At 58.5% G+C, this 20,863-nt stretch carries 16 protein-coding genes; 11 read left to right on the top strand and 5 right to left on the bottom strand.

Features of this window, described 5'->3' with window-relative positions:
* On the top strand, nucleotides 1-912 hold a 912-nt coding region (locus tag J2850_RS28875; RefSeq protein ID WP_209990209.1), incomplete at its 5' end, for a glycosyltransferase family protein.
* Between the two features lie 117 nt (nucleotides 913-1,029).
* The gene (locus J2850_RS28870; protein ID WP_209990206.1) at nucleotides 1,030-1,791 is read left to right on the top strand and encodes a glycosyltransferase family 2 protein; all 762 of its coding nucleotides are present in this window, start codon (nucleotides 1,030-1,032) and stop codon (nucleotides 1,789-1,791) included.
* Nucleotides 1,792-1,926: 135 nt separating this feature from the next.
* On the opposite strand, the gene J2850_RS28865 is transcribed toward J2850_RS28870, so the two are convergent.
* Nucleotides 1,927-2,418 (bottom strand): hypothetical protein, encoded by a 492-nt coding sequence (locus J2850_RS28865; protein WP_209990203.1) that lies wholly within the window; start codon nucleotides 2,416-2,418, stop codon nucleotides 1,927-1,929.
* A complete protein-coding gene (locus J2850_RS28860) occupies nucleotides 2,415-3,089 on the bottom strand; it encodes a ParA family protein (protein ID WP_209990200.1) in 675 nt (224 codons plus the stop codon). The genes J2850_RS28865 and J2850_RS28860 overlap by 4 nt, the downstream gene beginning before the upstream one ends.
* A 465-nt stretch (nucleotides 3,090-3,554) precedes the next feature.
* On the opposite strand from J2850_RS28860, the gene gmd reads away from it, so the two are divergent.
* The 5 genes from gmd (at nucleotide 3,555) to J2850_RS28835 (ending at nucleotide 10,394) form a co-directional block, all read left to right on the top strand.
* Complete coding sequence (gmd, locus tag J2850_RS28855) at nucleotides 3,555-4,625, top strand: GDP-mannose 4,6-dehydratase (protein WP_209990197.1); 1,071 nt, start codon at nucleotides 3,555-3,557, stop codon at nucleotides 4,623-4,625.
* Entirely contained in the window at nucleotides 4,609-5,574 is a 966-nt protein-coding gene (gene fcl / locus J2850_RS28850) for a GDP-L-fucose synthase (protein WP_281415099.1), read from the top strand. Before gmd ends, fcl begins: the two co-directional genes overlap by 17 nt.
* 143 nt (nucleotides 5,575-5,717) lie before the next feature.
* Nucleotides 5,718-8,750 (top strand): glycosyltransferase, encoded by a 3,033-nt coding sequence (locus J2850_RS28845; RefSeq protein WP_209990195.1) that lies wholly within the window; start codon nucleotides 5,718-5,720, stop codon nucleotides 8,748-8,750.
* A gap of 86 nt (nucleotides 8,751-8,836) precedes the next feature.
* Complete coding sequence (locus tag J2850_RS32275; RefSeq protein ID WP_209990193.1) at nucleotides 8,837-9,544, top strand: DUF268 domain-containing protein; 708 nt, start codon at nucleotides 8,837-8,839, stop codon at nucleotides 9,542-9,544.
* 67 nt (nucleotides 9,545-9,611) lie between these two features.
* Complete coding sequence (locus tag J2850_RS28835) at nucleotides 9,612-10,394, top strand: FkbM family methyltransferase (protein ID WP_209990190.1); 783 nt, start codon at nucleotides 9,612-9,614, stop codon at nucleotides 10,392-10,394.
* Nucleotides 10,395-10,425: 31 nt separating this feature from the next.
* Here the strand turns inward: J2850_RS28835 and J2850_RS28830 are convergent, their stop codons facing one another.
* On the bottom strand, nucleotides 10,426-11,229 hold the full coding sequence (locus J2850_RS28830; RefSeq protein ID WP_209990187.1) for an O-methyltransferase: 804 nt from the start codon (nucleotides 11,227-11,229) through the stop codon (nucleotides 10,426-10,428).
* 218 nt (nucleotides 11,230-11,447) lie between these two features.
* Here J2850_RS28830 and J2850_RS28825 point away from each other — a divergent pair, with 218 nt between their 5' ends.
* The 3 genes from J2850_RS28825 (at nucleotide 11,448) to J2850_RS28815 (ending at nucleotide 15,335) form a co-directional block, all read left to right on the top strand.
* Nucleotides 11,448-12,314, top strand: a complete 867-nt coding sequence (locus tag J2850_RS28825) for a glycosyltransferase family 10 domain-containing protein (protein ID WP_209990183.1) — start codon at nucleotides 11,448-11,450, stop codon at nucleotides 12,312-12,314.
* Between the two features lie 82 nt (nucleotides 12,315-12,396).
* On the top strand, nucleotides 12,397-13,596 hold the full coding sequence (locus J2850_RS28820) for a glycosyltransferase family 61 protein (protein ID WP_209990181.1): 1,200 nt from the start codon (nucleotides 12,397-12,399) through the stop codon (nucleotides 13,594-13,596).
* Nucleotides 13,597-13,640: 44 nt separating this feature from the next.
* Complete coding sequence (locus J2850_RS28815; RefSeq protein WP_209990178.1) at nucleotides 13,641-15,335, top strand: hypothetical protein; 1,695 nt, start codon at nucleotides 13,641-13,643, stop codon at nucleotides 15,333-15,335.
* A gap of 196 nt (nucleotides 15,336-15,531) precedes the next feature.
* Here J2850_RS28815 and J2850_RS28810 read toward each other — a convergent pair whose 3' ends face one another.
* A complete protein-coding gene (locus J2850_RS28810) occupies nucleotides 15,532-17,460 on the bottom strand; it encodes an O-linked N-acetylglucosamine transferase, SPINDLY family protein (protein ID WP_209990175.1) in 1,929 nt (642 codons plus the stop codon).
* Complete coding sequence (locus J2850_RS28805; RefSeq protein WP_209990173.1) at nucleotides 17,457-18,833, bottom strand: tetratricopeptide repeat protein; 1,377 nt, start codon at nucleotides 18,831-18,833, stop codon at nucleotides 17,457-17,459. Before J2850_RS28805 ends, J2850_RS28810 begins: the two co-directional genes overlap by 4 nt.
* A 459-nt stretch (nucleotides 18,834-19,292) precedes the next feature.
* Here J2850_RS28805 and J2850_RS28800 point away from each other — a divergent pair, with 459 nt between their 5' ends.
* Entirely contained in the window at nucleotides 19,293-20,819 is a 1,527-nt protein-coding gene (locus J2850_RS28800) for a calcium-binding protein (protein WP_209990170.1), read from the top strand.
* The last annotated feature ends 44 nt before the right edge of the window (nucleotides 20,820-20,863 follow it).

Here is a 20,863-nt window from a genome sequence, read left to right as displayed (position 1 = left end):
CGCACATTCATCAGACCGCGCCGATCCGATGTCCATGTTGTCGGTGCTGGCTCGTCCCGCGCAGGCGGGAGTAGAACTGCCAAAGTAGTGCTAGCGCCGAATGACCGGCTGGCGCTGTTGGCCCGGAGCTGTGCCGGGGCCGGGGAGGTCATCCGCATCCGCCAACCCATCGATCTCTACCGCTTCCTGCCTCGCGGTTGGGCTCACAGCCGGCCGGCCCATGTGCTGCTTCTCGGCAATTACGCCAGATTGTCTTACGTCGGCTCGGACCACCTCCGGGCTGCATGGTCCGGGCATGAGCTGGAATGGCACCGCTGCGGCCATCTCGAACCGATGATGGCGGTGGCAAGCGAGATCGCCAAAGCCGACATCGTCGTCGGTTATGGGCGGTCGATCCTGGAGGCGATGGCCTGTGCGCGGCCGGCCTATGTTCACGAACATTCAGGCTCCGACGGCTGGGTGACTGCCGATACCTACAGCCGGCTGGAGGCCGACGGCTTTGCCGGGACGGCCATCCGGCTGTCACCAAGCGCTGACGAGCTCCGGAAGGATTTCGAGCGCTACACGCCCGCCTTGGGCGGGGTGGGGCATGACCTCATCCACGCCCATCATGATGCGCGGTTGGTCACCGCAGCGCTGATGAGGACCATTGCCGGCTTCGATCCACCGTCTCACAGCTATGACAGGGAAGCGCTGTCATCCATCAAGAACCTGTCGCTGCTTCTGTACCGCTCGAATGGGATGGTGCGAGCACTACGTGAAGAGATGCGGGTGAACCGATTGCGCTACGAAAGTGAGGTGGCCGGCCTCAAGGAGCGCATCGGCAAAGCCGAACTGATCCAGGCGCAGCAGAAGGCACTTCTGCTGAAGCAAGCTCAGAAAAGGGGTGCAGGATCCCGGAAAAAGACGTGAAGAAGGTCTGACCGCTTTCAAGCAGCAGCGCATCCTGAACATCCTGGTGGCGCGGAGCTGGATCAGACCCGAACCGGCCCCTTGCGCGAGCTCGATTTTCGCTTAGGGTGCGCGGCCATGAGCACACCATTGCCCTTCACGATCGTTGTCCCAGCCTACAACGCGGCCGACACCATTGCTCGGACGCTGTCCAGCATCTGTAGCGCCGTCGCCTACGCGCAGGCAAAGGCGGTGCCGATCGCCTGCGAGGTCGTCGTGGTGGATGATTGCTCCACCGATCGCACGGTGGAGGTGGCGCAGGCGCAAGACAGCACCGACTTGCCGGTCCGGGTGATCCGGCATGCACACAACCAGGGAGCCGGGTGCGCGCGCAACAGCGGGGCGGCCCAGGCGACGGGGGCGATCTTGTGCTTTCTCGATGCCGACGACCACTATCTGCCGGCCCATCTGGCGGTGTGCGCCAAGGCCTTTGCCCAACGGCCGGAAATCGACTTCGTCTGTACCCGCTTCACCACCAGCCAGCCGATCGAGCCGAGCTGGATCCCGGCGATCTCCGCCGCCGCCGTCGGTCCCTTCGCCATCCGCCGCGATGCCCATCTCCGTCTTGGTGGTTTCCCTCCGTTCCGCAACTTCGAAGACGTCGTCTACCGCCGGTTAGCCGACCGGGTGCTGAAGGGGTGGTATGTCGGCAATGAAACCGCCGTCTATGTCTGGCGGGCGGGGAACTCGTTCGACCGGCAGCTGGCCAAATTCTCCCGGCCCTGCTCCGCTACCGCGCTGACGGAGGCCGACCAGCCGCCGGATGTGGTTCTGCACTACTTCGAGGAACGCCTTCTCGACCTGACGGGCAAGAGGGCAAGTACCCATTTCCCCGAATGACCGCTGGGGCTGCTTCCAGGTTCTCCGGCGTTGCGAAAGCGCCTCTCTGCAGAGGACGAGCTCGCCCACTAGAACCCTACTACCCGTCAGGGCAAGAGCTCTCTTGCCCTGACGGCTCATCGCTTGGTGCCTGCCTCAATCCCGGCTTGGCGGACGCCTGTCCCGCTCAGCGGCGCGGCGGCCGCGATAGCGGCGACCGTCCTCGTGGAGATCGGCCTCGTCCAGGCGGTAGCCGGCGGCGCGCAGCGCCTCCAGCACCAGATACTGCTTGGTGACCCGCCGGTCGGCGGCAACCGCTGCAAGCTGCCGGTTCAGGTAGCGCGGCACGGTGACCTTGAACTCCTCGGTCGGTTCGCGTGGCGGTGCAACCGGGACCGGCGGCACGACAGGCGAGGGCGGGGCTACGGCATGGCGACCGGCCAGCGGCCGCAATGAGGGAAGGCCGGAGGCGGCGGCGAACTGGTCGGTGCCGGCCAGCAGGCGCTGGTCGTCGACGCTGTCGGCAAGGGCGGCCAGGGCCGACAGGTCCGGCCGGCCGGCCGGGGCGGACTCGGTGCGCGACGGGACCAAGTCCTCGTCATCGAGTGCCGAGGGCAGGGGCGGGCGCTCGCGGCGAGGCTTGCTCATGCGAGTGCCTCCGTGCGGACGGCGGCGTCGAGGCTGGCCAAGCGGTCGAGCAGTTCGGCCTTGACTGCCTGGATGTTGGCGGCCGCGGCACTCTCCGGCGCTGACACCCGGGGCGGGATGCCGGTCAGCAGCATCTCCTTATAGGCCGTGCGCTCCATCACGCTGGCCGAGAAGGTCGGCATCCGGGTCTCGCCGTCGGCGCGGATCTGCTTGGCCACCCGGCTTTCAAAACCCGACGGGACGCGCGTCCACAGCAGTGCCCGCCCGATCTGGCGGTTGCCGATGTCGCCGGTTTCGTCGATCTGGTGGTTGGTGCGCAGCGCATCGCGCAGGTCCGGCGCCGATTGCTGGCAGGGCACGATGACGAAGGCCGACTTGCCGATGCCGAGAATGGTCAGGCGCGATGCGACGCCAGGCAGATCCAGGATCAGGAAGTCGCAGGTGCTGCGGGCATTGCGGATCTCCTCGATCACCGTCTCCTCGCCGACGTTGGGGACGACGGCGAAGCCCGGCACGCTGGCCCGCCGGCCGAACGCGGCGGCATGCTGGTTGGGGTCGCAGTCGAGGATGCAAGTGCGCAAACCGTCGAGCGCCAAGTCAGTGGCAAGCGCGCAAGCCGTCGTGGTCTTGGCGCAACCGCCCTTATTGCTGGCGAGAGCGATGGTGATCACGGCAAGGCAGCTCCGGGAGCGGGGGATGGAAAGGGGTGCGTTACTATTACGCTCAAGCCGGACAAGCAGGCAAGAGGGCGCTTGCCGACTCTCCCTCTCGGGCATCCACCCGAAAACCCAAAAGGGCATTTGACTTCAATGGCACTGGTTCGCTGCCGCTATCACCATCAAGCCGTAATGGAAAGCGCTGCTGAAGCCAGACACTGTCGCCTCGCCGCCCGGCGGCATTAAGCCCTCTCCCTTCTGTCCGACATGGCCTTTCACCTCTTGGGCAATGGGGTATTTGGGCTTGTGGCCAGTTGACCATCCCCCCACACCCGATCGTAGCGCAATGCTGCGCGACGCACGGGTGTCGCTTGACGCTGCCGGTCAACTGGTGAATTAGAAAGGGCTTCGGCCGCCCTTGCCTCCAGCGAGACTTGCAAACCGGCAAGGGGAGGGGCCTTGAGGGAAGGATGGAAGCGTATGTCTGACAAGGTCGCATTGATCACCGGCGCCACGGGCCAGGACGGAGCCCTGCTTGCGGAGCTGCTGCTCGCCAAGGGCTATCGGGTGCACGGGCTCAAGCGCCGCTCCTCCTCCTTCAACACCGCCCGCGTCGACCATCTCTACCGCGACCTGCATGAGCCAGACGTCCGCTTCGTCCTGCACCATGGCGACCTCACCGACGCCACCAACCTGATCCGCGTGGTGGAGGAGGTCCAGCCGACCGAGATCTACAATCTCGCTGCCCAAAGCCACGTCCAGGTCAGCTTCGAGACGCCGGAATACACCGCCAACGCCGACGGCATCGGCACGCTGCGCCTGCTGGAGGCCATCCGCATCCTCAAGCTGAGCGAGCGGGTGCGCTTCTACCAGGCCTCGACCTCGGAGCTCTACGGCAAGGTGCAGGAGACGCCGCAGCGCGAGACCACGCCGTTCTACCCGCGCAGCCCCTACGCCGCCGCCAAGCTCTACGCCTACTGGATCACGGTGAACTACCGCGAGGCCTACGGGATGCACGCCTCCAACGGCATCCTGTTCAATCATGAGGGCCCGACCCGCGGCGAGACCTTCGTCACCCGCAAGATCACCCGCGCCGTCGCCGCCATCGAGCTCGGCCGGCAGGACAGACTGTATCTCGGCAACCTCGACGCCAAGCGCGACTGGGGCCATGCCCGTGACTTCGTCGAGGGCATGTGGCGCATCCTGCAGCAGCCCACGCCGGACGATTACGTTCTGGCCACCGGCGAGACCCACAGCATCCGCGAGTTCGTCGAGCTGGCCTTCTCCCACATCGGCCGCCGCATCGCCTGGACCGGCAGCGGCATCGAGGAGAAGGGCATCGACGAGGCGACCGGCCAGACGCTGATCGAGGTCGACCCGCGCTATTTCCGCCCGACCGAGGTCGATCTGCTGCTGGGTGACCCGAGCAAGGCGCGCAAGGCACTGGGCTGGGTGCACCGCACCAGCTTCCCCGAGCTGGTGCGCGAGATGGTGGAGTCCGATCTGAAGGCACTCACGCTGGAGGCCCCGCGCTATGGCAATCATGGCTGAGATCCCCTTTTCGCTGGCCGGGCGCCGCGTCTGGGTGGCCGGGCACCGCGGGATGGTCGGCTCCGCCGTCGTGCGCCGCCTGGCCGGCGAGGGTTGCACCGTCCTGACCGCCGGGCGCGAGACGCTCGATCTGCGCCGCCAAAGCGAGGTCGAGGCCTGGATGGCCGCCGAGAAGCCGGATGTCGTAGTGGTCGCCGCCGCCCGGGTCGGCGGCATCCTGGCCAACGCCACCCGGCCGGCCGAGTTCCTCTATGACAATCTGGCGATCGAGACGAACATCATCCACGCCGCCTATCGCCGCGACGTGGCCAAGCTGCTGTTCCTCGGCTCGTCCTGCATCTACCCGCGCCTGGCCGACCAGCCGATCAGCGAGGATGCTCTGCTGACCGGGGCGCTGGAGCCGACCAACGAATGGTACGCGATCGCCAAGATCGCCGGCATCAAGCTGTGCCAAGCCTATCGCCAGCAGTATGGCTGCGACTTCATCAGCGCGATGCCGACCAACCTGTATGGTCCCGGCGACAATTTCGACCTCGCCTCCAGCCATGTCCTGCCGGCGCTGCTGGCCAAGATCGACCGTGCCAAGCATGATCGGCTGGACGAGGTGGTGCTGTGGGGCACCGGCACGCCGCGGCGCGAGTTCCTGCATGTCGATGATCTGGCTGACGCCTGCGTCTTCCTGCTGCAGACCTATTCCGGCGACGTGCCGCTCAATGTCGGCACCGGGACCGACGTCACCATCCGCGAACTGGCCGAGCTGATCGCCGAGGTGGTCGGCTATCGTGGCCGCTTCGTCCAGGACACCAGCAAGCCGGACGGCACCCCCCGCAAGCTGCTCGACGTCGACCGGCTGGCCCAGCTGGGCTGGACGGCCCGCATCGATCTGCGCGACGGCATCAAGAGCACCTACGACTGGTACCGCACCCATATGGCCCAGCCGGCGGTCTGAGCATTCGGCTCCGGCGGCAAGCAGGGTTCCGCAGGCCGCCGCCCGACGGCGGGCGAGTTTCCCCTCACAGCGATTGGAGTGGCCGAAAAGACCCGGATCCGGTATTGGACGCGTGTTTGTGACGTTACAGCGGTGACCCTACCATGACCCCGCCTGATAAGACTGCAGGCCGACGCGAGCCGGTCGTCCTGGCGTCCTATCTCAGCGCCCGCTCGCACTACCGCCCGGTGATGTTTTCGCAGAAGGAAATCTTCTGCGGGCCGGACGCGGCGGAAGAACGCGATGCCTGGGGCTATCGCTCGGTGCGCACACCGGTCGGGGCATGGGATATGGGCGTGCTCGCCGAGAAGCTGCCGGCGGCGCAAAAGCCCGACGTGGTCGTCGTCAAGACCGATGCCACCAACCGCAGCTATCCGCGCAACCTGCACGTCTTCGACTGCCCCAAGGTCCTGGTGCTGGGAGACACCCAGCACCTGAAGGAACCGCTGCGGCGGATGATGGAGTATGCGCAGAGCGAACGCTTCGATTTCATCCTGTCCGATCACAACCGGCACCATCTGCATTTCTTCCGTGATGCCGGGTTCGCCAATGTTCATTGGCTGCCCTGCCTGACGTGGCGGCCCTATTTCCGTGACGTTCCGGCTGTGTCCGACAGTGAGCGGATGGTCTTCGTCGGGCAGGTCGGCCGCTTCCATCCTTATCGCTCATGGCTGATGAAGGAGCTGACGAAGCGCGGCTTGCCCCTCGACATCCAGCAGCGCCCACAAGACCAAAGTGCTGATGCCTACGCCGCCGCGGCCATTGCGCTCAACTGCAGCCTGAACGGTGACGTGAATCTCAGGACCTTCGAGATTCTCGCAGCGGGCGGCCTGCTGTTTACCGACCGCCTCTCGCCTGAGTCCGGACTCGAGCGCATCCTGCGCGACGGCGAGCATTGCGTGCTGTACGACACGCCCGACGATCTGGCGGACAAGGCCCGCTATTACCTGGATCATCCGGACGAGGCGCTTGCCATCCGCCGGCGCGGCCGGGCGCATGTCGAGGCCGCCTTTAGCCCCGACGCACAGAGCGAGGCCTTCCTCGATCTAGTGTTCGAAGGCCGCGAGCGACCGGAATTCACACTGGATGACGGCCGGAAGACAGGCAGTGTCCCCGTGCCGCATGCCGCACTCTGGCCACGCCTGAGCGCCTATGAAACGGTGCAGGACGTCCACCGCAGTTCCGCCGGCATCCGGGTCTTTGCCCCGGATGATGCAGTGGGTCGGACCGCTGCGGCCGATCTTGCCGATCTGAGGCGCCTGTCCGTCCACCGCCACGCCGACCTTGACGCGTTTCCCGAGGAGCGCCCCGCCTTCAGCCGGATGGCCGGCGCCACCGATGGACACGTCCTTCCCCTTCATCACCTTCTTCTGATCAGCCCGGAGCAGGCTCCAACTGAACTCGAAACCCTTCTGCGATGCTTCCGCGGTCACCTGATCCTGGCGATCGGCGAGGGCTGGACGGTCCCTGCCTTGGCCGAGCTGAGCGGCAGGCTTGGGCGGTGGGGCTGGACTGCGGCGCGATTGGCAGACCGCGTGTTTTCATGCACCACCCCTGAACGCGCCGTTCGGGCGTCAGCTGCCATCGGCGACACCGTGGGCGCACGTGCCAAGCTGCGGGTGCTGGCCGGTGAGGCCGACGAGGGGGCGCTGCTGAAGCTGGCTGCCCTGGCCAACGAGCTGGGCGATCAGGAACGTTGTCTGGAATTGCTGCGTAGCGCGATCCGGGCAGACCGCGACAACGCGGATGCCCTTTCCGCGCTCGCCCGCTTCGCAAGCAAGAGGGGGCAGCTTCCTGTCGATGAGGCACGGGAGGCCTTGCTCGCGCTCGACCATCTCGGGTCGCTGCGGCCGCATTCCGAACCCGATCGCATCTGGTATGGCCGGCTGATGCAGGTCCTCTCCGACGATCCCCAGGTCCGCCGCCACATGGCCCGTGTCCATCCCATGGTCGAGCCCACGGACAAACCACGCCGCATCCTGGTGATCAACAACCTGTTCCCGCCCCAGGAGATGGGGGGATACGGGCGCAAATTCTGGGAATTCGCCTCCGTGCTGCGCGCGCGCGGCCATGAGATCGTGGTCGTCACCGGCGACGCTCCCTACCTGAGCCGGCCGGACGAGAGTGACGGTACCCTTGAAGACGTTGTTCATCGCGATCTGACGCTGTACGGCAGCTATGGCGATGGCGGGGCGAAGCTCAATCCCGATACCGCCTTCGTCCACAGGGCCTTCGCATCGAATGTCCAGTGCGTGCGCGACTGGGTGGGGCGTTTCCGCCCCAATGCATGCCTGCTCGGCAACATCGACTTTATTGGCTTCGGCGTCATCAATGCGCTGCTGAACGCCGGAATCCCAACCATCCACAGCCTCGGCAACTCCACCCCGGGCTACCAACCGGCACAGACGCCACAGACGCCTTTGTATCGGGCCGCGCCAGCCAGCACTTGGCTGGGAGAGAACCTCAAGGCCGAAGGTCATGCCTTTCTCGGATGCACGACCCTCTATCCGGGAGCGCGCATCTCCTTCTTCTATCGCGATCCGCTGCCACGCCAGGATAAGCTGCGCATCATATTTGCTGGCATCGTCATGCCGTACAAAGGGGCGCATGTGCTGATGCAGGCCCTGGCCCTGCTCCAGCGGGATGGGATTGACTTCACCTGCACCTTTGCCGGCGACACATTGTCGAAGGGCTTCGTGGACTCCATCCGTCAGTATTCAGTCCGCACGGGCGTTGCCGACAAGGTCAAATTCACCGGCTTTCTCGACCGACGCGGTCTGGCGAGGGAATTTGCACGGCACAATGTGCTGGTGTTTCCAAGCCAAGTCGATGAAACCTTCGGGATTGCACCGGTTGAGGCGATGGCAGCAGGGCTTCCCGTTGTTACCAGTGCGACCGGTGGGCAACCCGAGGTGGTGCATCACGGTATCAATGGGCTACACTTCAGCAAGCACAGCGCCGAGGAACTCGCTGCGGCACTGACAAAACTCTCCCAAACTCCCGAATTGTGGCGGCGCATGGCTGAGGAGGCGCGAGAGCGGTCGATATCTCTATCAATCAACGCCTCAGTCGACGTTATTGAGGCGTTGATGAGTGAAATGATTGCAGAAATTCATCAATCGGAGTTACTTTCATGATATTGCATTCTCAGACCTATTCAGAGAGGTGAAGAAGAGTTTGAAGTAAGAGTGGAAACGGGAGCGATAATCAGGAGATCTGGAGCGTGACGCCAGAGTCATTCAAGAATCAGTTCAGAGAGTTGGCGTTGCAGGCAGAGAACACCCAGAAGCGCTTTCATTTAAGTTGGGACCATAAGTGGCCAATTCTCAACGAAGATACTCCTTCTACAGGGTTTGACCGCCATTATGTCTACCATACTGCATGGGCAACCCGAGCGGTAAAGCGGATTTCACCGAGCCAGCACGTGGATTTTTCTTCGTCCCTCTATTTTGCTTCATTGGTGTCTGCATGGGTGGACGTCCTTTTCTGTGATATCCGTCCGCCAGAGTTGGAACTGCCTGGCCTTGAATTGCGCCATGAGACCCTAACCGCACTGCGGTTTGATGATGAGAGCCTGAACAGTGCGTCCTGCATGCATGTTCTAGAGCACGTCGGTCTCGGACGTTATGGAGATCCACTGGACTATGACGGGGATATCAAGGCGATGACCGAGTTGTCCAGGGTGGTCAAGCCGGGCGGGGACTTGTTGATCGCCGTTCCGGTGGGGGCGATCCCTGTAATACAGTTTAACGCACACCGTATTTATCGCTTTTCCGACATCCCAAATTTTTTCGGTGAGAAGTATGACGTTATCGAACAGGTTTTGATTCCTGAAAAAGGGCCGGAGGGCTTGATCAATGCTCCTACTCCAGAGCAGATAGGGCAAACACGTTACGCTTGCGGCTGCTATTGGCTGCGCAAGCGCAGATGAAAGAGATATAAAAGCAATAAATAAAAATACTTCGGATTTTCTCGCATTTTAATCAATCGGAGCAAAAATGAGCAGAGATGAAATTTTCCGTGAAGTGCAGAAAATCCTAGATAGTGGCGATAGGCGGGCAATTCAAACCTTCCAGTTGATGTTGGATATAAAAAATGGGAACAACAATTCAAATCCCGAGATCAACGGTGAATATGCCCTTGGAAAAGCGATTCTACCGTCATCAAAAATTGCTTTTGATGTTGGAGCCAACATAGGAGGATGGACGAAATTTGCTTTAGCGGTCAATCCTTCGCTAAAAGTCCACTGCTTTGAAGCAAGCAAGCCACACCACGAAAAACTTCTAATGTCCAGATTACAGGAAAATATTTCCATCAATTTTGCAGCCGTATGCAATCAGGTAGGGTATGCTGATTTCCATATTTTTGACGAAAATTCGGAAGGGAATTCTCTTTATAAGAGGTCTGGGCTAGAGGAGGGATTTGGGCTGCAAGAGCAGAAAATTACAGAAAAAGTTCCTTCGATAACAATTGACTACTATTGCGATGTTCATGGAATTAAGAATATAGATTTCCTGAAAATCGATGTTGAAGGTGCAGAGATCGATGCTCTCCTGGGAGCTCGGCAGATGTTTTCTGAAAAACGCGTAAGATTTGCTACTCTTGAGTATGGCGCTACATGGCTTCCCGCTCGAAAAAGTCTTAAGGATCTATATGACTTTGCAAATGATGTCGGCTATGGGGTCAAGAAAATCTTTCCCGATCGCGCTGTTTCCAGACCTCATTATGATGTCCGAATGGACAACTACGCCTACCAAAACTGGCTGTTAAGTCTTGGATAATCTTATTATTTCATCTATGGCGTGAAAAATTTCAGGCACACCAATCCACGAGCCCACTTCCGGACCAATGTCCAAAGGCGGTCAAATCAAGCTTGGGGCGCCGGATAGCATGCCAAGTTTTGGCCATGTTGATGACACGTGTGTCATCGAAGAAAAAGATCGGAGAACAGAGAAATTTTATGCGATCAATATAACTAAGAAGAATATCTTCAGTCACTCCATCTTTGGGACCATCGACAAACACGAAATCTGCCTGCGCCAAAACCTCAGAAAATCGGTCGAGGAAATCGGGAGACTTTACATCGCAAACATGCTGTATCAACTGACCATTCGTAAAATCATCCTCTCTTAACCAACTATCCCGTAGATCTTTCCATGGAATGATATCTAAAGTCTGCAATGTTGCGCCCGGCTCCATGGTGGACAGCATCGCTAGGACTCCCATACCCGTCCCCGTGCCGATTTCGACTAGCCGGCGAGGCTTCAACTCCGCAATCATGCCGGCAAGAAAGCGATAATGCTCACCCGGCCAGATTTCAAAGAACTTGGGTTCGAAACTTGCGCGCCCGTCATAAATGTTCAAGGAAATGTTGCGAGCTCGCGCCACGCTGGCCAAAGCCAACTCGTACAGCCGATCCGTCGGTTGCGGGTCTTGTGGATAAGATGGGAAGATGAGGCTGAGCTGTGGTGAGCCCGCCGTGGCACCATGGCCGGCAAGATGAAGTGCTATTTTCTGCCGTAGCTCCGGGTTCATCGTTCGAAGCGCAGAGGCAAGATCGAAGGTGTGTTCGCCAATCGAGAGCCGGAGAGAATCGAGCAGGTTTTCGAAAGACATCAAGCTTCCCTCGCTAGAACGGCATCTACGATATCGGATGCTTCTAGCTTGTTTTCTTGCAAGGCGTCAATGTCGTTGCCGCTCACTGCATTCCGGACGGGGTTGGGCGGCTTATATCAACAACTTTAAGCAATTCTTTGCCACAAACCGTCGGAACTATGATAAGTGCATTGCCAGCAAAGCCGGAGTTAGCCCAGCGCAGAAGGACCAGGTACGGCATGAAGCGGGTCTTCAATCTCGTCGACAACAGCTTTGCTCATGATGTAGGAGCGACAGCTGGAAAAGCTCCCAAGGGTTGGATTTGGGATCGCTCCTGCGCAAACCCGAAAGTCGCGACCTTCTATACCCATGAACGGATTTTCGAAGCGACTAGCGAGAATTGCTACGCAATGCTGTGGGAATCAAAAGCAGTCATTCCACAGGTCTACGAGCGTGCTCCGGAGGTCATCGACCGCTTCCAGCACGTGTTCACACACGACCGAGCTTTACTCGATCGGTTTCCAGAAAAATGCCATTTCCTCCCGGGAAGCGGCCTCTGGATCGGTGGCAGCTACGGTCTTGGTGAAATCAGGCTCTACCCTAAGAATAAACTGCTCTCGATGGTTTCCTCGACCAAAGTGATGTGCCCGCTCCATAAATTACGCTTTGAAATTGCCAGAGCGCTGCAGAAGACAAAGGGAATTGACGTATTCATTGGCGGCGGTGGTCGAGGCACCCCGGGATGGGTACCGATCATCGAGACTCTGGAAGACTATATGTATTCTATAGTTATAGAAAATTATCAGGACGATCTATTTTTTACTGAGAAAATTCTTAACTGTTTTGCTACGGGAACGATTCCCATCTATCTTGGCGCTCGCCGTATATCCGAGTTTTTTAATCCTGATGGAATAATTACATTCTCAAGCTGGGAAGATCTTAAAAGAATCGCTCCAACACTGTCTCTGGAGGACTATCGACGCCGCCGTGAAGCGATCGCCGATAATTTTCGCCGATGCCAAGAATATGACAGCATTGAAGGATATTTGGAGCGCCATTATAGCAATCTTCTGCCGGTACATCTCATTGACCAAGCGACACTTTGATCTCCCAAGCGTATTTCGAGAGCCGTCATGATGGTGTCCTGAATGCGCAACAGAGACCGTGTGTGCTTGAGGAATCTGATCGATGCCTCTCAGGACTTTTGAGTTTATCGACGTTCGGGACTGGTGTCGGCCAGCAGAAAGTCCGGAGCAGCTTCTTAAGCTACCAAGGACATGGTGGCCTCTGCTGGCGTCTTGCCGCGCCCCGGCGGCACGCCCCGATTGGTACCTGTCCAGGGAGATAGAAGAGAAACTCTTCCTTTCTCGCGTCTCGTCCAACATAGGCTTACCACTGGACCGGGATGCTGCAGCTTCTGGCTCTGTGCTTGCCCATCTCGGACCAGCGATCGTCAAGGATTCCTCGCTGCTGATCCTTGTGAGGGATAATCTTGCTTTAGCAGAGGGTTACGGTGATCGCCGTTGGGCAGACTTTCAGCTGCGTTCTTGGCCACAAGCACATAATCTATACCGCAGTGTGGTCGGCGTGAATGGCCCTAACTGGCAAATGGGGGTGAAAGCTTACGATTTGGATGAGAGGGGTTTGCTGCATCTTGATCGACCTTGTCTTTATCTAAGTGTTCGTCAGGACGACAGAAACCTGTACCATTGGATTTTTGAGACACTGCCCCGACTTGTGTGCCTTGAAGCTATTCCAGAACTACAGCAATTTCCGCTCCTGGTGCGGGATCCTCTCACCGAACTCCAACTCGCCTTCCTGAGATGGATGGGTTTCGAACAGGAGGTTATCGTCACCGGCGGGCGCTCCGTCCTCGCTGCTGATTTGTTCTTTGCGTCTATTCCAAGCCCGCCTGCCCTTCACCGCCCTCTTCTGGAGTGGTTGCAGCATCGTATCACAACGGGCCTACCCAATGCCTCTTGTTCAACCCGTCGGCGTTTGTTCATCTCGCGACAGGATGCCAGAAACGGACGACAGGTTGTGAACGAGGATGAAGTAGCAGAGGCTTTGCTGCCACTGGGCTTTGAGCGCTTGATCATGAGTCGCTGCTCTCCGCTTGAGCAAATACAGGCCTTCCAACAGGCCGAAAAGGTAATCCTTCCTCATGGAGCTGCAGGGGCCCACCTGCTTTTCATGCCGAAAAAGAGTTCAATAATTGAGCTACATTCACCTAACCAAATCAACAACGTGTATTTTGCTGCAGCTAAAACACGTGGCATTCCTTATGGCTCTCTGACTGGCACCAGCGTAGGAGTAGGCAACAACTACCTCGTCGATCCTCAATCTCTTCTGCGACTGCTCGCCCTAACGGAACGGCACCACCATTAGACCAGCCGTGCAGAAACGTGAGTGGACACGTAGGAGTGGAATTGATGTGCGGTGAAGGTGAGAAAGATCCGATGGATGTTTCCGAAGCAATCCGATTAATCGAAAATGACCCAGAGTTGGACGTTCGTGGAACTGTGCGGTGCCTTCCTGTAGGCACGCTGCCTCCCGGTGATCGCCACCGGCTTATGGAGGCGCTTGTTTCCAAGGGGTGGGCAAAGGAAGCTGTTCACTTGGTGCGGAACCCAGACCAAGTGAAGGACGCGGTAGATGATTGGCTAACATTTGCAACCATTCTCGAAAAGGCTGGTTTTTCGACAGCAGCAGAGCGGGCTCTACACCATGCCGTGGCGCTTCAGCCGGACATACCGAATGCTTATTTCCGTATGGGCGCCCTGTGGTTCCAACGTATGTCGCAATTTGCCTTCCGTGAGGCGCTCACTCCTCTGCGCTATGCGCGCGCCATCTCTCCCGCTGCTGAAGTCGAGTGGCTGCTGGCCTACATTCTCTTTCTCACTGGCCAATCCGATGAGGCTTTCCAGCGGATCCGGGCATTGCTCTCCCAACGACCACAGGATGCGAATGCACTGAGCGTCTATGCTGTCCTCCTCTATGAAAAGGGTTTGGATCAGGAAGCCTTGCATGTCCTGCAGAGGCTCTTCAACGGGCGTGGCGGTATTTATGCCGAGGAAGCAGGAGCCATTCTAACCCGATTGCTTCTCGCACATGGCTTGGCATCGCAGGGAATTACCTATATCCGCAATCGCCTTTCTCAGCCCGGAGGCTCCTTCGCACTGTGGGAGAGTTTGGCCGAATTGGAGATTGCCGCTGGGCAGCGCAAGGTTGGGGTTGAACTCTGCCGTCGTATATTGGCCGAGAACCCAGCCCGCAGCCGGACCTATTCAACACTTTGTATGATGCGCTTGCGTGAGGAAGGTGGTGAAGATATCGGCTCGGCTCGACAGCCCCACGCACCTCTGGAACGTTCAATTGCGTTGTCCTCGATTGGCCATTTTGGCCGCTTCGCGCATCAGGTAAATGAATATATCCTAACCTGGGTCTATGCACAGGAAGCTGGGCTTTCACTGGAGACTCCGAACTGGATAGGACACCTGATTTTTGAACTTGACGATCCGCTGGCGCGGCGGATGCCGATCATCCGGGACGGCAATAAGCAGATGAATGATTTTCTTTTTGGCCGCAGCCAAGTAGTACAGACAGGTGTGGATTTCTTTTCGCCTGACCCTCTTGAATGTTTCGACAAACGATTTCGAGCAACGGTTCAGGAACGACTTCGCTTCCGGCCGGTTTGGCGTAAACGCCTTGCACCTTTGATGAACAAGCTGCGTGAAAATGGACGTACCGTCATCGCCCTTCATCTAAGGAGAGGTGACATGACCGCACTCCGTAAACCACCTCCGATGGAGTGGTATGTCAGTTGGATTCGGGAATTGTGGCACGGGCTGGAGCGCCCGGTTCTTTATCTCTGCAGTGATGAACTGGAAAAAGTGCGACCGCTATTTTTAGAATTCAAGCCGATTTGCTTGTCTGATATCGCACAGCCGTGGAAAGATATCGCTTTCATGCAAGACTTCTATATTCTTGCCAACGCTGATGTAGTTGGGGTAAGCGACGGAAATTTTGCACGCCTAGCCGCATTGCTAAATACACGTGCTGTATTGTTTGCTCGGGCAGATTCTGTAGCGCAAGGTATCATCTCTTATGAGCCATGGCGTGAATAAATGATATAGTGAAATTATTTTTATTATTATAATGAGTTTCAAATAGAAAATTCTGCGTTACTTCAGGTAGAGACAAGAGAGAACAGTTAATATTGAAAATCTGGAAAACTATCTATGGCAGGCAAAAAGGTCATCTGATCACACCAATGATACCGCAGAAGAAGAATATCATAACTTCTACAGACCCAAGGTTTCTCTAAAATCTTTCCAATAAGTTCTCTAATGCACGAAGAGGACGCATATCTTCATAGATACGCTGACAGCCAAGCCGGGTCCGTCTCGCTATTGCATCACGCCACCCTCGGTTAGTACCTAGATGAACAGCAATAGCTACATAGTGATCTCGATCATTGGCTATGGTTTCTGTGACACCAATCTGCCTTAGAATTGCACTGCTGTGCTGACCGCGCATCAATTGGCCAGGCAGAGTGACCACCGGCAGCCCTTCCGATACTGCTTCCAGTGTTGTGTTACCGCCTGACCACCCGACACTGTCAAGATACACGTTAGCCCGCCGGTTCAGTGCTGTGTATTGACCGGGAGTGAGATAGGGCAAAAATACTATGTGATGTTCAGCATCTAAGCCGTGATCATTGAAAACATTTTTCAGTCGCCGCCGTAGTCGATCAGTTACGCCGTCAGCACGTGGATTGATAAAAAGAAATTGACTATTAGGAACCGCTCGGGCGATGTAGGCAAGCAGCTCATCATGCTGAGGCAGGTATTTCGAGACGTATTGACAGCAGAGATAAACGGTAGCCGACGAGCGCACCCCGAATTTGGTGAAGTCGATCGGCTCGGCTTCAACCATCAATGGCTCGTATGCGATGCCGAGACCAGGCAAACGGATCAACCTTTCACTGTAATGGCTCTCAGCACCCTCCGGCTCCATCAGGTCACTGCTTAACACGCAGTCGATGGTTGGCAAGCCAGTGGTGTCCGGATGCCCCCAAGAGACGCATTGGATCGGCGCTAAACGCAGTGCCGCCAGTTTGGCCGTCATCGGATCCATGCCGATTTCCGGATAAATCAAGACATGCAAATCTTCGGCGCGAATGGTGGCGGCCATTTCCTCGAACGGCAAGCCTTCGGAAAAGCGGTAAAAGCGCGCGCGCGCTTGGTCAGTGCACGCATCACGGACATTTCCGGTGTAATAGCCGTGAAGCTGGATGAGCGCCGGGTCCAGCCCGCCCATCCAGCCGCGGATCATCAGCTTCCAGATGGTGTGCCAGCGGAAGAAGCCCGAGACGATGCCGACCCGCAGTGGTTGGCCCGGCAGCCGCGGCGACATGGAGGGGCGCGTGGCCCAATGCGGGTAACGCGCTGCCATCACTCCGGCGACAAAGCGGCCGTAAATCTCCTGGAGCGAGCGGTCACAACGTTCCTGATAGGCAAGGTAATAGGGCTGAAAGCTGCCAATCGCCTCCGCAGCCGCAGCAACCGCTGCTGGGTCGTCCAACTGTACCGAGGAGACCAACGCCTCCAGATCGGAAGCATAGTGCCGCCGGGCTTGTTCGATATCCTCTGCCCGGTCATAGAGAATGGGCAATCGGGACATGCACAGCCCCAGCCGCGCCACGCTGTTGGACGGCGTCAGCACCGATGCCCGCCCGAACCCCACAGTTGCGCGCTCAGGTTCATCTTGCCCTTTGGCCAGATAGCCGAGCAGCAGCCAGATTCGTGCCTCACCCGGTTGAAGAAGGGCCGCACGTTCCAGGACGCGTTGCGCCCCAATCCGATCCCCCAGCGTTAGCCGAACATCGCCCAATGTGATCAGACTGCCACCCAGAGTAGGATCGAGTCGTACCGCCCGCGCCAACATCACTGACGTTGACGGAAGTTGTCCCTGTTTCTTCAGCAAGATGGCGAGATTGTGGTAGGCCCGCGCAAATCCCGGCTCGACCGCAATGGTGCGGCGGAGCTGAGCGATGGCAGCCGCTGGCTGCTTACGGGCGACCAAGAAATTGGCGATGGCAAAATGCACATCGCCATCATGGGGAAAGGCTGCCCGAGCGGCATGTAGGGCTTGAGCCGCTTCGTCCATACGCTGATGCTGCTGGGCAAGAACCGCGCGGCGCAATAGGGCGGCCACTGAGTGCCCCTGGTTGGAGGCTTGTGGTGTCATACCCTTTGTCTCCACGCCTGCATGTGCTGGACCAATGCTTCCTCTAACCGCCGCATCACCCCCTCCCAATCACCGGGAGACGCTTGGCGAAACAGGCGAGCTGTCGGGTACCACGGGCTGTCGTCACGGTCGAGCAACCATCGCCAATCGGCCAGATGTGGCAGCAAAATCCAGACCGGCCGCCCCAGCGCTCCAGCAAGATGCGCCACCGAGGTATCGACCGTCACCACCAGGTCAAGATCCTGCAACAGGGCGGCGGTATCCGCCATATCGTTGATCTTATGCGATAGATCGGTGATGAAGCCAGCGTCCGCAATACTGCTCAGCTGTCCCTGATGCGGCCCCTTCTGCAGGCTGAAGACCTTCAGGTCACGGATGGCTCCCATCCAGGTCAGAGCTGACAGCGGGCAACTCCGCGACGGATCGGTGGGCGAGCTTCCCCACACCAAACCCACACGCATACTTCGCTTCGGCATTGCCACGCGACGTGATGGCACGTGGAGATAGGGAACCTCACAGGGAATTGAGGAAGTGGTGGTGCCCCATAGCCCGGGCAAGCTCATCAGCGAAGCCTGAACGTCACATGGTGGAGGCGGTTCGCACGTCGCCATTACCTGACTTATGCCGGGATATCCGTCAAGAAGCGATACCAATTCAGCTTGGCAGCGCAAAATGACTGTTCCACTTCTCAATCGATCATCAAATACGCGCACATAGCGGAGAAATTGCAGGGTATCACCCAACCCTTGCTCGCAGGTCAGCAAGAGCGTTTTCCCATCCAGCGCCTCACCGGTCCAGGCCGAAACACCGCGATGTTCCACAGGAGTGCCCGGCCGCTGCCATCGCCACTCATACTCCGCCCACCCTTCGGCGAATTGGCCGATGCGCAACAAGTTCAACGCCAAATTCCAGTGCGCATCCACACAATGCGTGTCGATAACAATAGCCCGGCGGTACATGGCAATAGCTGAATCGAATCGATGGCAGTGCTGTAACAAGCTGGCAAAGTTATAATACCCGGCCAAAAGATTGGGATGACTGGCCAACAGCACACGGAATTGTTGTTCGGCATCACCCAACCGCCCCCGATTCTTCAAGGTAGTGGCAAGGTTGCTGCGTGCCGCTGAAGCATCCGGCATGATGACGAGGGCACGCCGAAAGCAATCCACCGCCACATCGAATTGCCCATTGCGACAAGCTATTGCACCAAAAAGCTGCATCCCAGGCCCATGGGATGGAAAATAGCTAAGCAGTCTCTGGCAGATCCATGCCGCCTGCGACAGCTTCCCCGATTCGTATTGGCGCCGTGCAAGGGCATAGGCGTCATCCGAGCTGCCGTCCAAATGCATCACGTTTTCAGAAGACACATTCATTCAGTTATTCGCGTAGAATGCAGCTAAGAACAATTCAGAGCTTTACGGCAGTCATTCCTAAAAATGGCACTTAGAACATTGCATCATTTCTCGGAGATCTGAGCTATACCCCGATCGTCCCGTTGCCATCAATGGAATTTAGCACATGTCCGGTTAGGTTTTCTGACATGCGTTGACCATTAAGACGACTGCTGGGGATGGATGTATGGCGCAGCCACCCCAATGAGAAAGCAATCTCTCACTGCTTTACCTGTGTCCTATACGCCACAATCCTCAGCCTCTCGACCACCCCGCTCCATAAAGCGATAGCGCGCTGCCTGATGCGCTTGCCTTTCCTCGCGACACCCCTTATGCGTATGCACAGTTCAAGGGACTATCGGCCTGGCTCGCCAGGGCTGTGCCAACGGCACCGCCCCCCTTGGATCCAAACGAACCGGTTTATTGGTTAGAGGGGCTAAAATGGCAACTATTACTCTCACCGAGAACGAAGACACTTACACGTCGGCCTCCGATGCCGATGTGGTCCTGGGTCTCGGTGGTGGCGACATCATCAACGCCAACGGCGCGGACACCATTTATGGCGGCGCTGACTCCGACAGCATTTCCGGCGGCACCAATACCGCCGGCACCCTGCTGTTCGGCAACGCCGGTCGCGACACCATCACCGGCGGTTCCGGCAACGACACCATTTATGGCGGCAGCAGCAACGACACCCTCGATGGTGGCGTCGGCCGCGATCTGATCTTCGGTGACGCTGGCGACGACAGCGTTGTCTCGGCCCTTGGCGCCGACACCATCTACGGCGGTGCCGGCAACGACACCATTACCGCTGCCACCAACAGCACGGGCGTCCTGGTGTTCGGCAATGCCGGCGAAGACAGCCTCATCGGTGGCTCTGCCAACGACACCATCTATGGCGGTGCCGGCAACGACCTCATCGAGGGTGGCGTTGGTAACGACCTGGTCTTTGGCGACCTGGGCAACGACCTCATCAGCGCGTCGTTTGGCGCCGACACCATCTATGGCGGCGACGGCAACGATAGCATTCAAGCCAACGCCAACACCACTGGCGTCCTGCTGTTCGGCAACGCTGGTAACGACATTATCTCCGGTGGCTCTGCCAGCGACACCATCTATGGCGGTGCCGGCAACGACACCATCTATGGCAGCGCCGGCAGCGATCTGCTCTCCGGTGATCTGGGCGCCGACAGCATCGTTGCGAACCTTGGCGCCGACACCGTCTACGGCGGTGAAGGCAACGACACCATTGATGCGGCCGGCAACACCGCGGGTGTTCTGCTGTTCGGCAACGCTGGCGCGGACACCATCTTCGGTGGCGATAACAGCGACACCATCTATGGCGGTGCCGGCAACGACACCTTGAATGGTTCCGCGGGCGCCGATCTGCTCTTCGGCGATCTGGGCAACGACCTCATCACCGCGAACATTGGCGCTGACACCGTCTACGGCGGCGACGGCAACGACACCATCACTGCGGCTGGCAACACTGCGGGTGTCCTGCTGTTCGGCAACGCTGGTGCGGACAGCATCCTTGGTGGTGTTGCCAATGACACCATCTATGGTGGTGCCGGCAACGACACGCTCGTTGGCGGCCTTGGTTCCGACACCCTCTACGGCGACGCCGGCGCTGACGTCTTCGTGTTCAACACGTCGGCGACTTCGGGTGCTGATCGCGTCTTTGGCTTCCAGAGCGGTACCGACAAGATCGGTCTGTCGACCGGCGTGTTCGGCAGTTCTGCTTCTGACTTCACGGGCACGCTGAGCACGATCATCAGCAACGGCTACTATAATGCAGTCGGTAGCGCTGCTGCTGGTAACGCCCAGCAGTACCTGATCTTCGACACCAGCTCGAGCGTCCTGTACTTCGACGCTGCGCCGCTGGAAGGCTCCGCGGGTCGCGTCGCGATCACGACCCTGGACGGCGTGTCTCAGATCAGCGCGAGCGATTTCATCATCATCAGCTGATTTGGTTCCGACCCAAAGAGAGGCAGGCGAAAGCCTGCCTCTTT

Origin of the sequence: Azospirillum picis, assembly GCF_017876115.1 — a bacterium.
In the GTDB taxonomy this organism is placed as follows: Bacteria; Pseudomonadota; Alphaproteobacteria; order Azospirillales; family Azospirillaceae; genus Azospirillum; species Azospirillum picis.
Note: the sequence above shows the minus strand (reverse complement) of the source record. Positions and strands in the feature narration are given on the sequence as shown.

What these genes read in the sequence shown, in the direction of transcription:
- J2850_RS28870 (WP_209990206.1), top strand. Translation starts at nt 1,030, where the DNA reads ATGAGCACACCATTGCCCTTCACGATCGTTGTCCCAGCCTACAACGCG.
- J2850_RS28865 (WP_209990203.1), bottom strand. Translation starts at nt 2,418, where the DNA reads ATGAGCAAGCCTCGCCGCGAGCGCCCGCCCCTGCCCTCGGCACTCGAT.
- gmd (WP_209990197.1), top strand. Translation starts at nt 3,555, where the DNA reads ATGTCTGACAAGGTCGCATTGATCACCGGCGCCACGGGCCAGGACGGA.
- fcl (WP_281415099.1), top strand. Translation starts at nt 4,609, where the DNA reads ATGGCAATCATGGCTGAGATCCCCTTTTCGCTGGCCGGGCGCCGCGTC.
- J2850_RS28845 (WP_209990195.1), top strand. Translation starts at nt 5,718, where the DNA reads ATGACCCCGCCTGATAAGACTGCAGGCCGACGCGAGCCGGTCGTCCTG.
- J2850_RS28835 (WP_209990190.1), top strand. Translation starts at nt 9,612, where the DNA reads ATGAGCAGAGATGAAATTTTCCGTGAAGTGCAGAAAATCCTAGATAGT.
- J2850_RS28830 (WP_209990187.1), bottom strand. Translation starts at nt 11,229, where the DNA reads ATGTCTTTCGAAAACCTGCTCGATTCTCTCCGGCTCTCGATTGGCGAA.
- J2850_RS28825 (WP_209990183.1), top strand. Translation starts at nt 11,448, where the DNA reads ATGAAGCGGGTCTTCAATCTCGTCGACAACAGCTTTGCTCATGATGTA.
- J2850_RS28820 (WP_209990181.1), top strand. Translation starts at nt 12,397, where the DNA reads ATGCCTCTCAGGACTTTTGAGTTTATCGACGTTCGGGACTGGTGTCGG.
- J2850_RS28815 (WP_209990178.1), top strand. Translation starts at nt 13,641, where the DNA reads ATGTGCGGTGAAGGTGAGAAAGATCCGATGGATGTTTCCGAAGCAATC.
- J2850_RS28810 (WP_209990175.1), bottom strand. Translation starts at nt 17,460, where the DNA reads ATGACACCACAAGCCTCCAACCAGGGGCACTCAGTGGCCGCCCTATTG.
- J2850_RS28805 (WP_209990173.1), bottom strand. Translation starts at nt 18,833, where the DNA reads ATGAATGTGTCTTCTGAAAACGTGATGCATTTGGACGGCAGCTCGGAT.
- J2850_RS28800 (WP_209990170.1), top strand. Translation starts at nt 19,293, where the DNA reads ATGGCAACTATTACTCTCACCGAGAACGAAGACACTTACACGTCGGCC.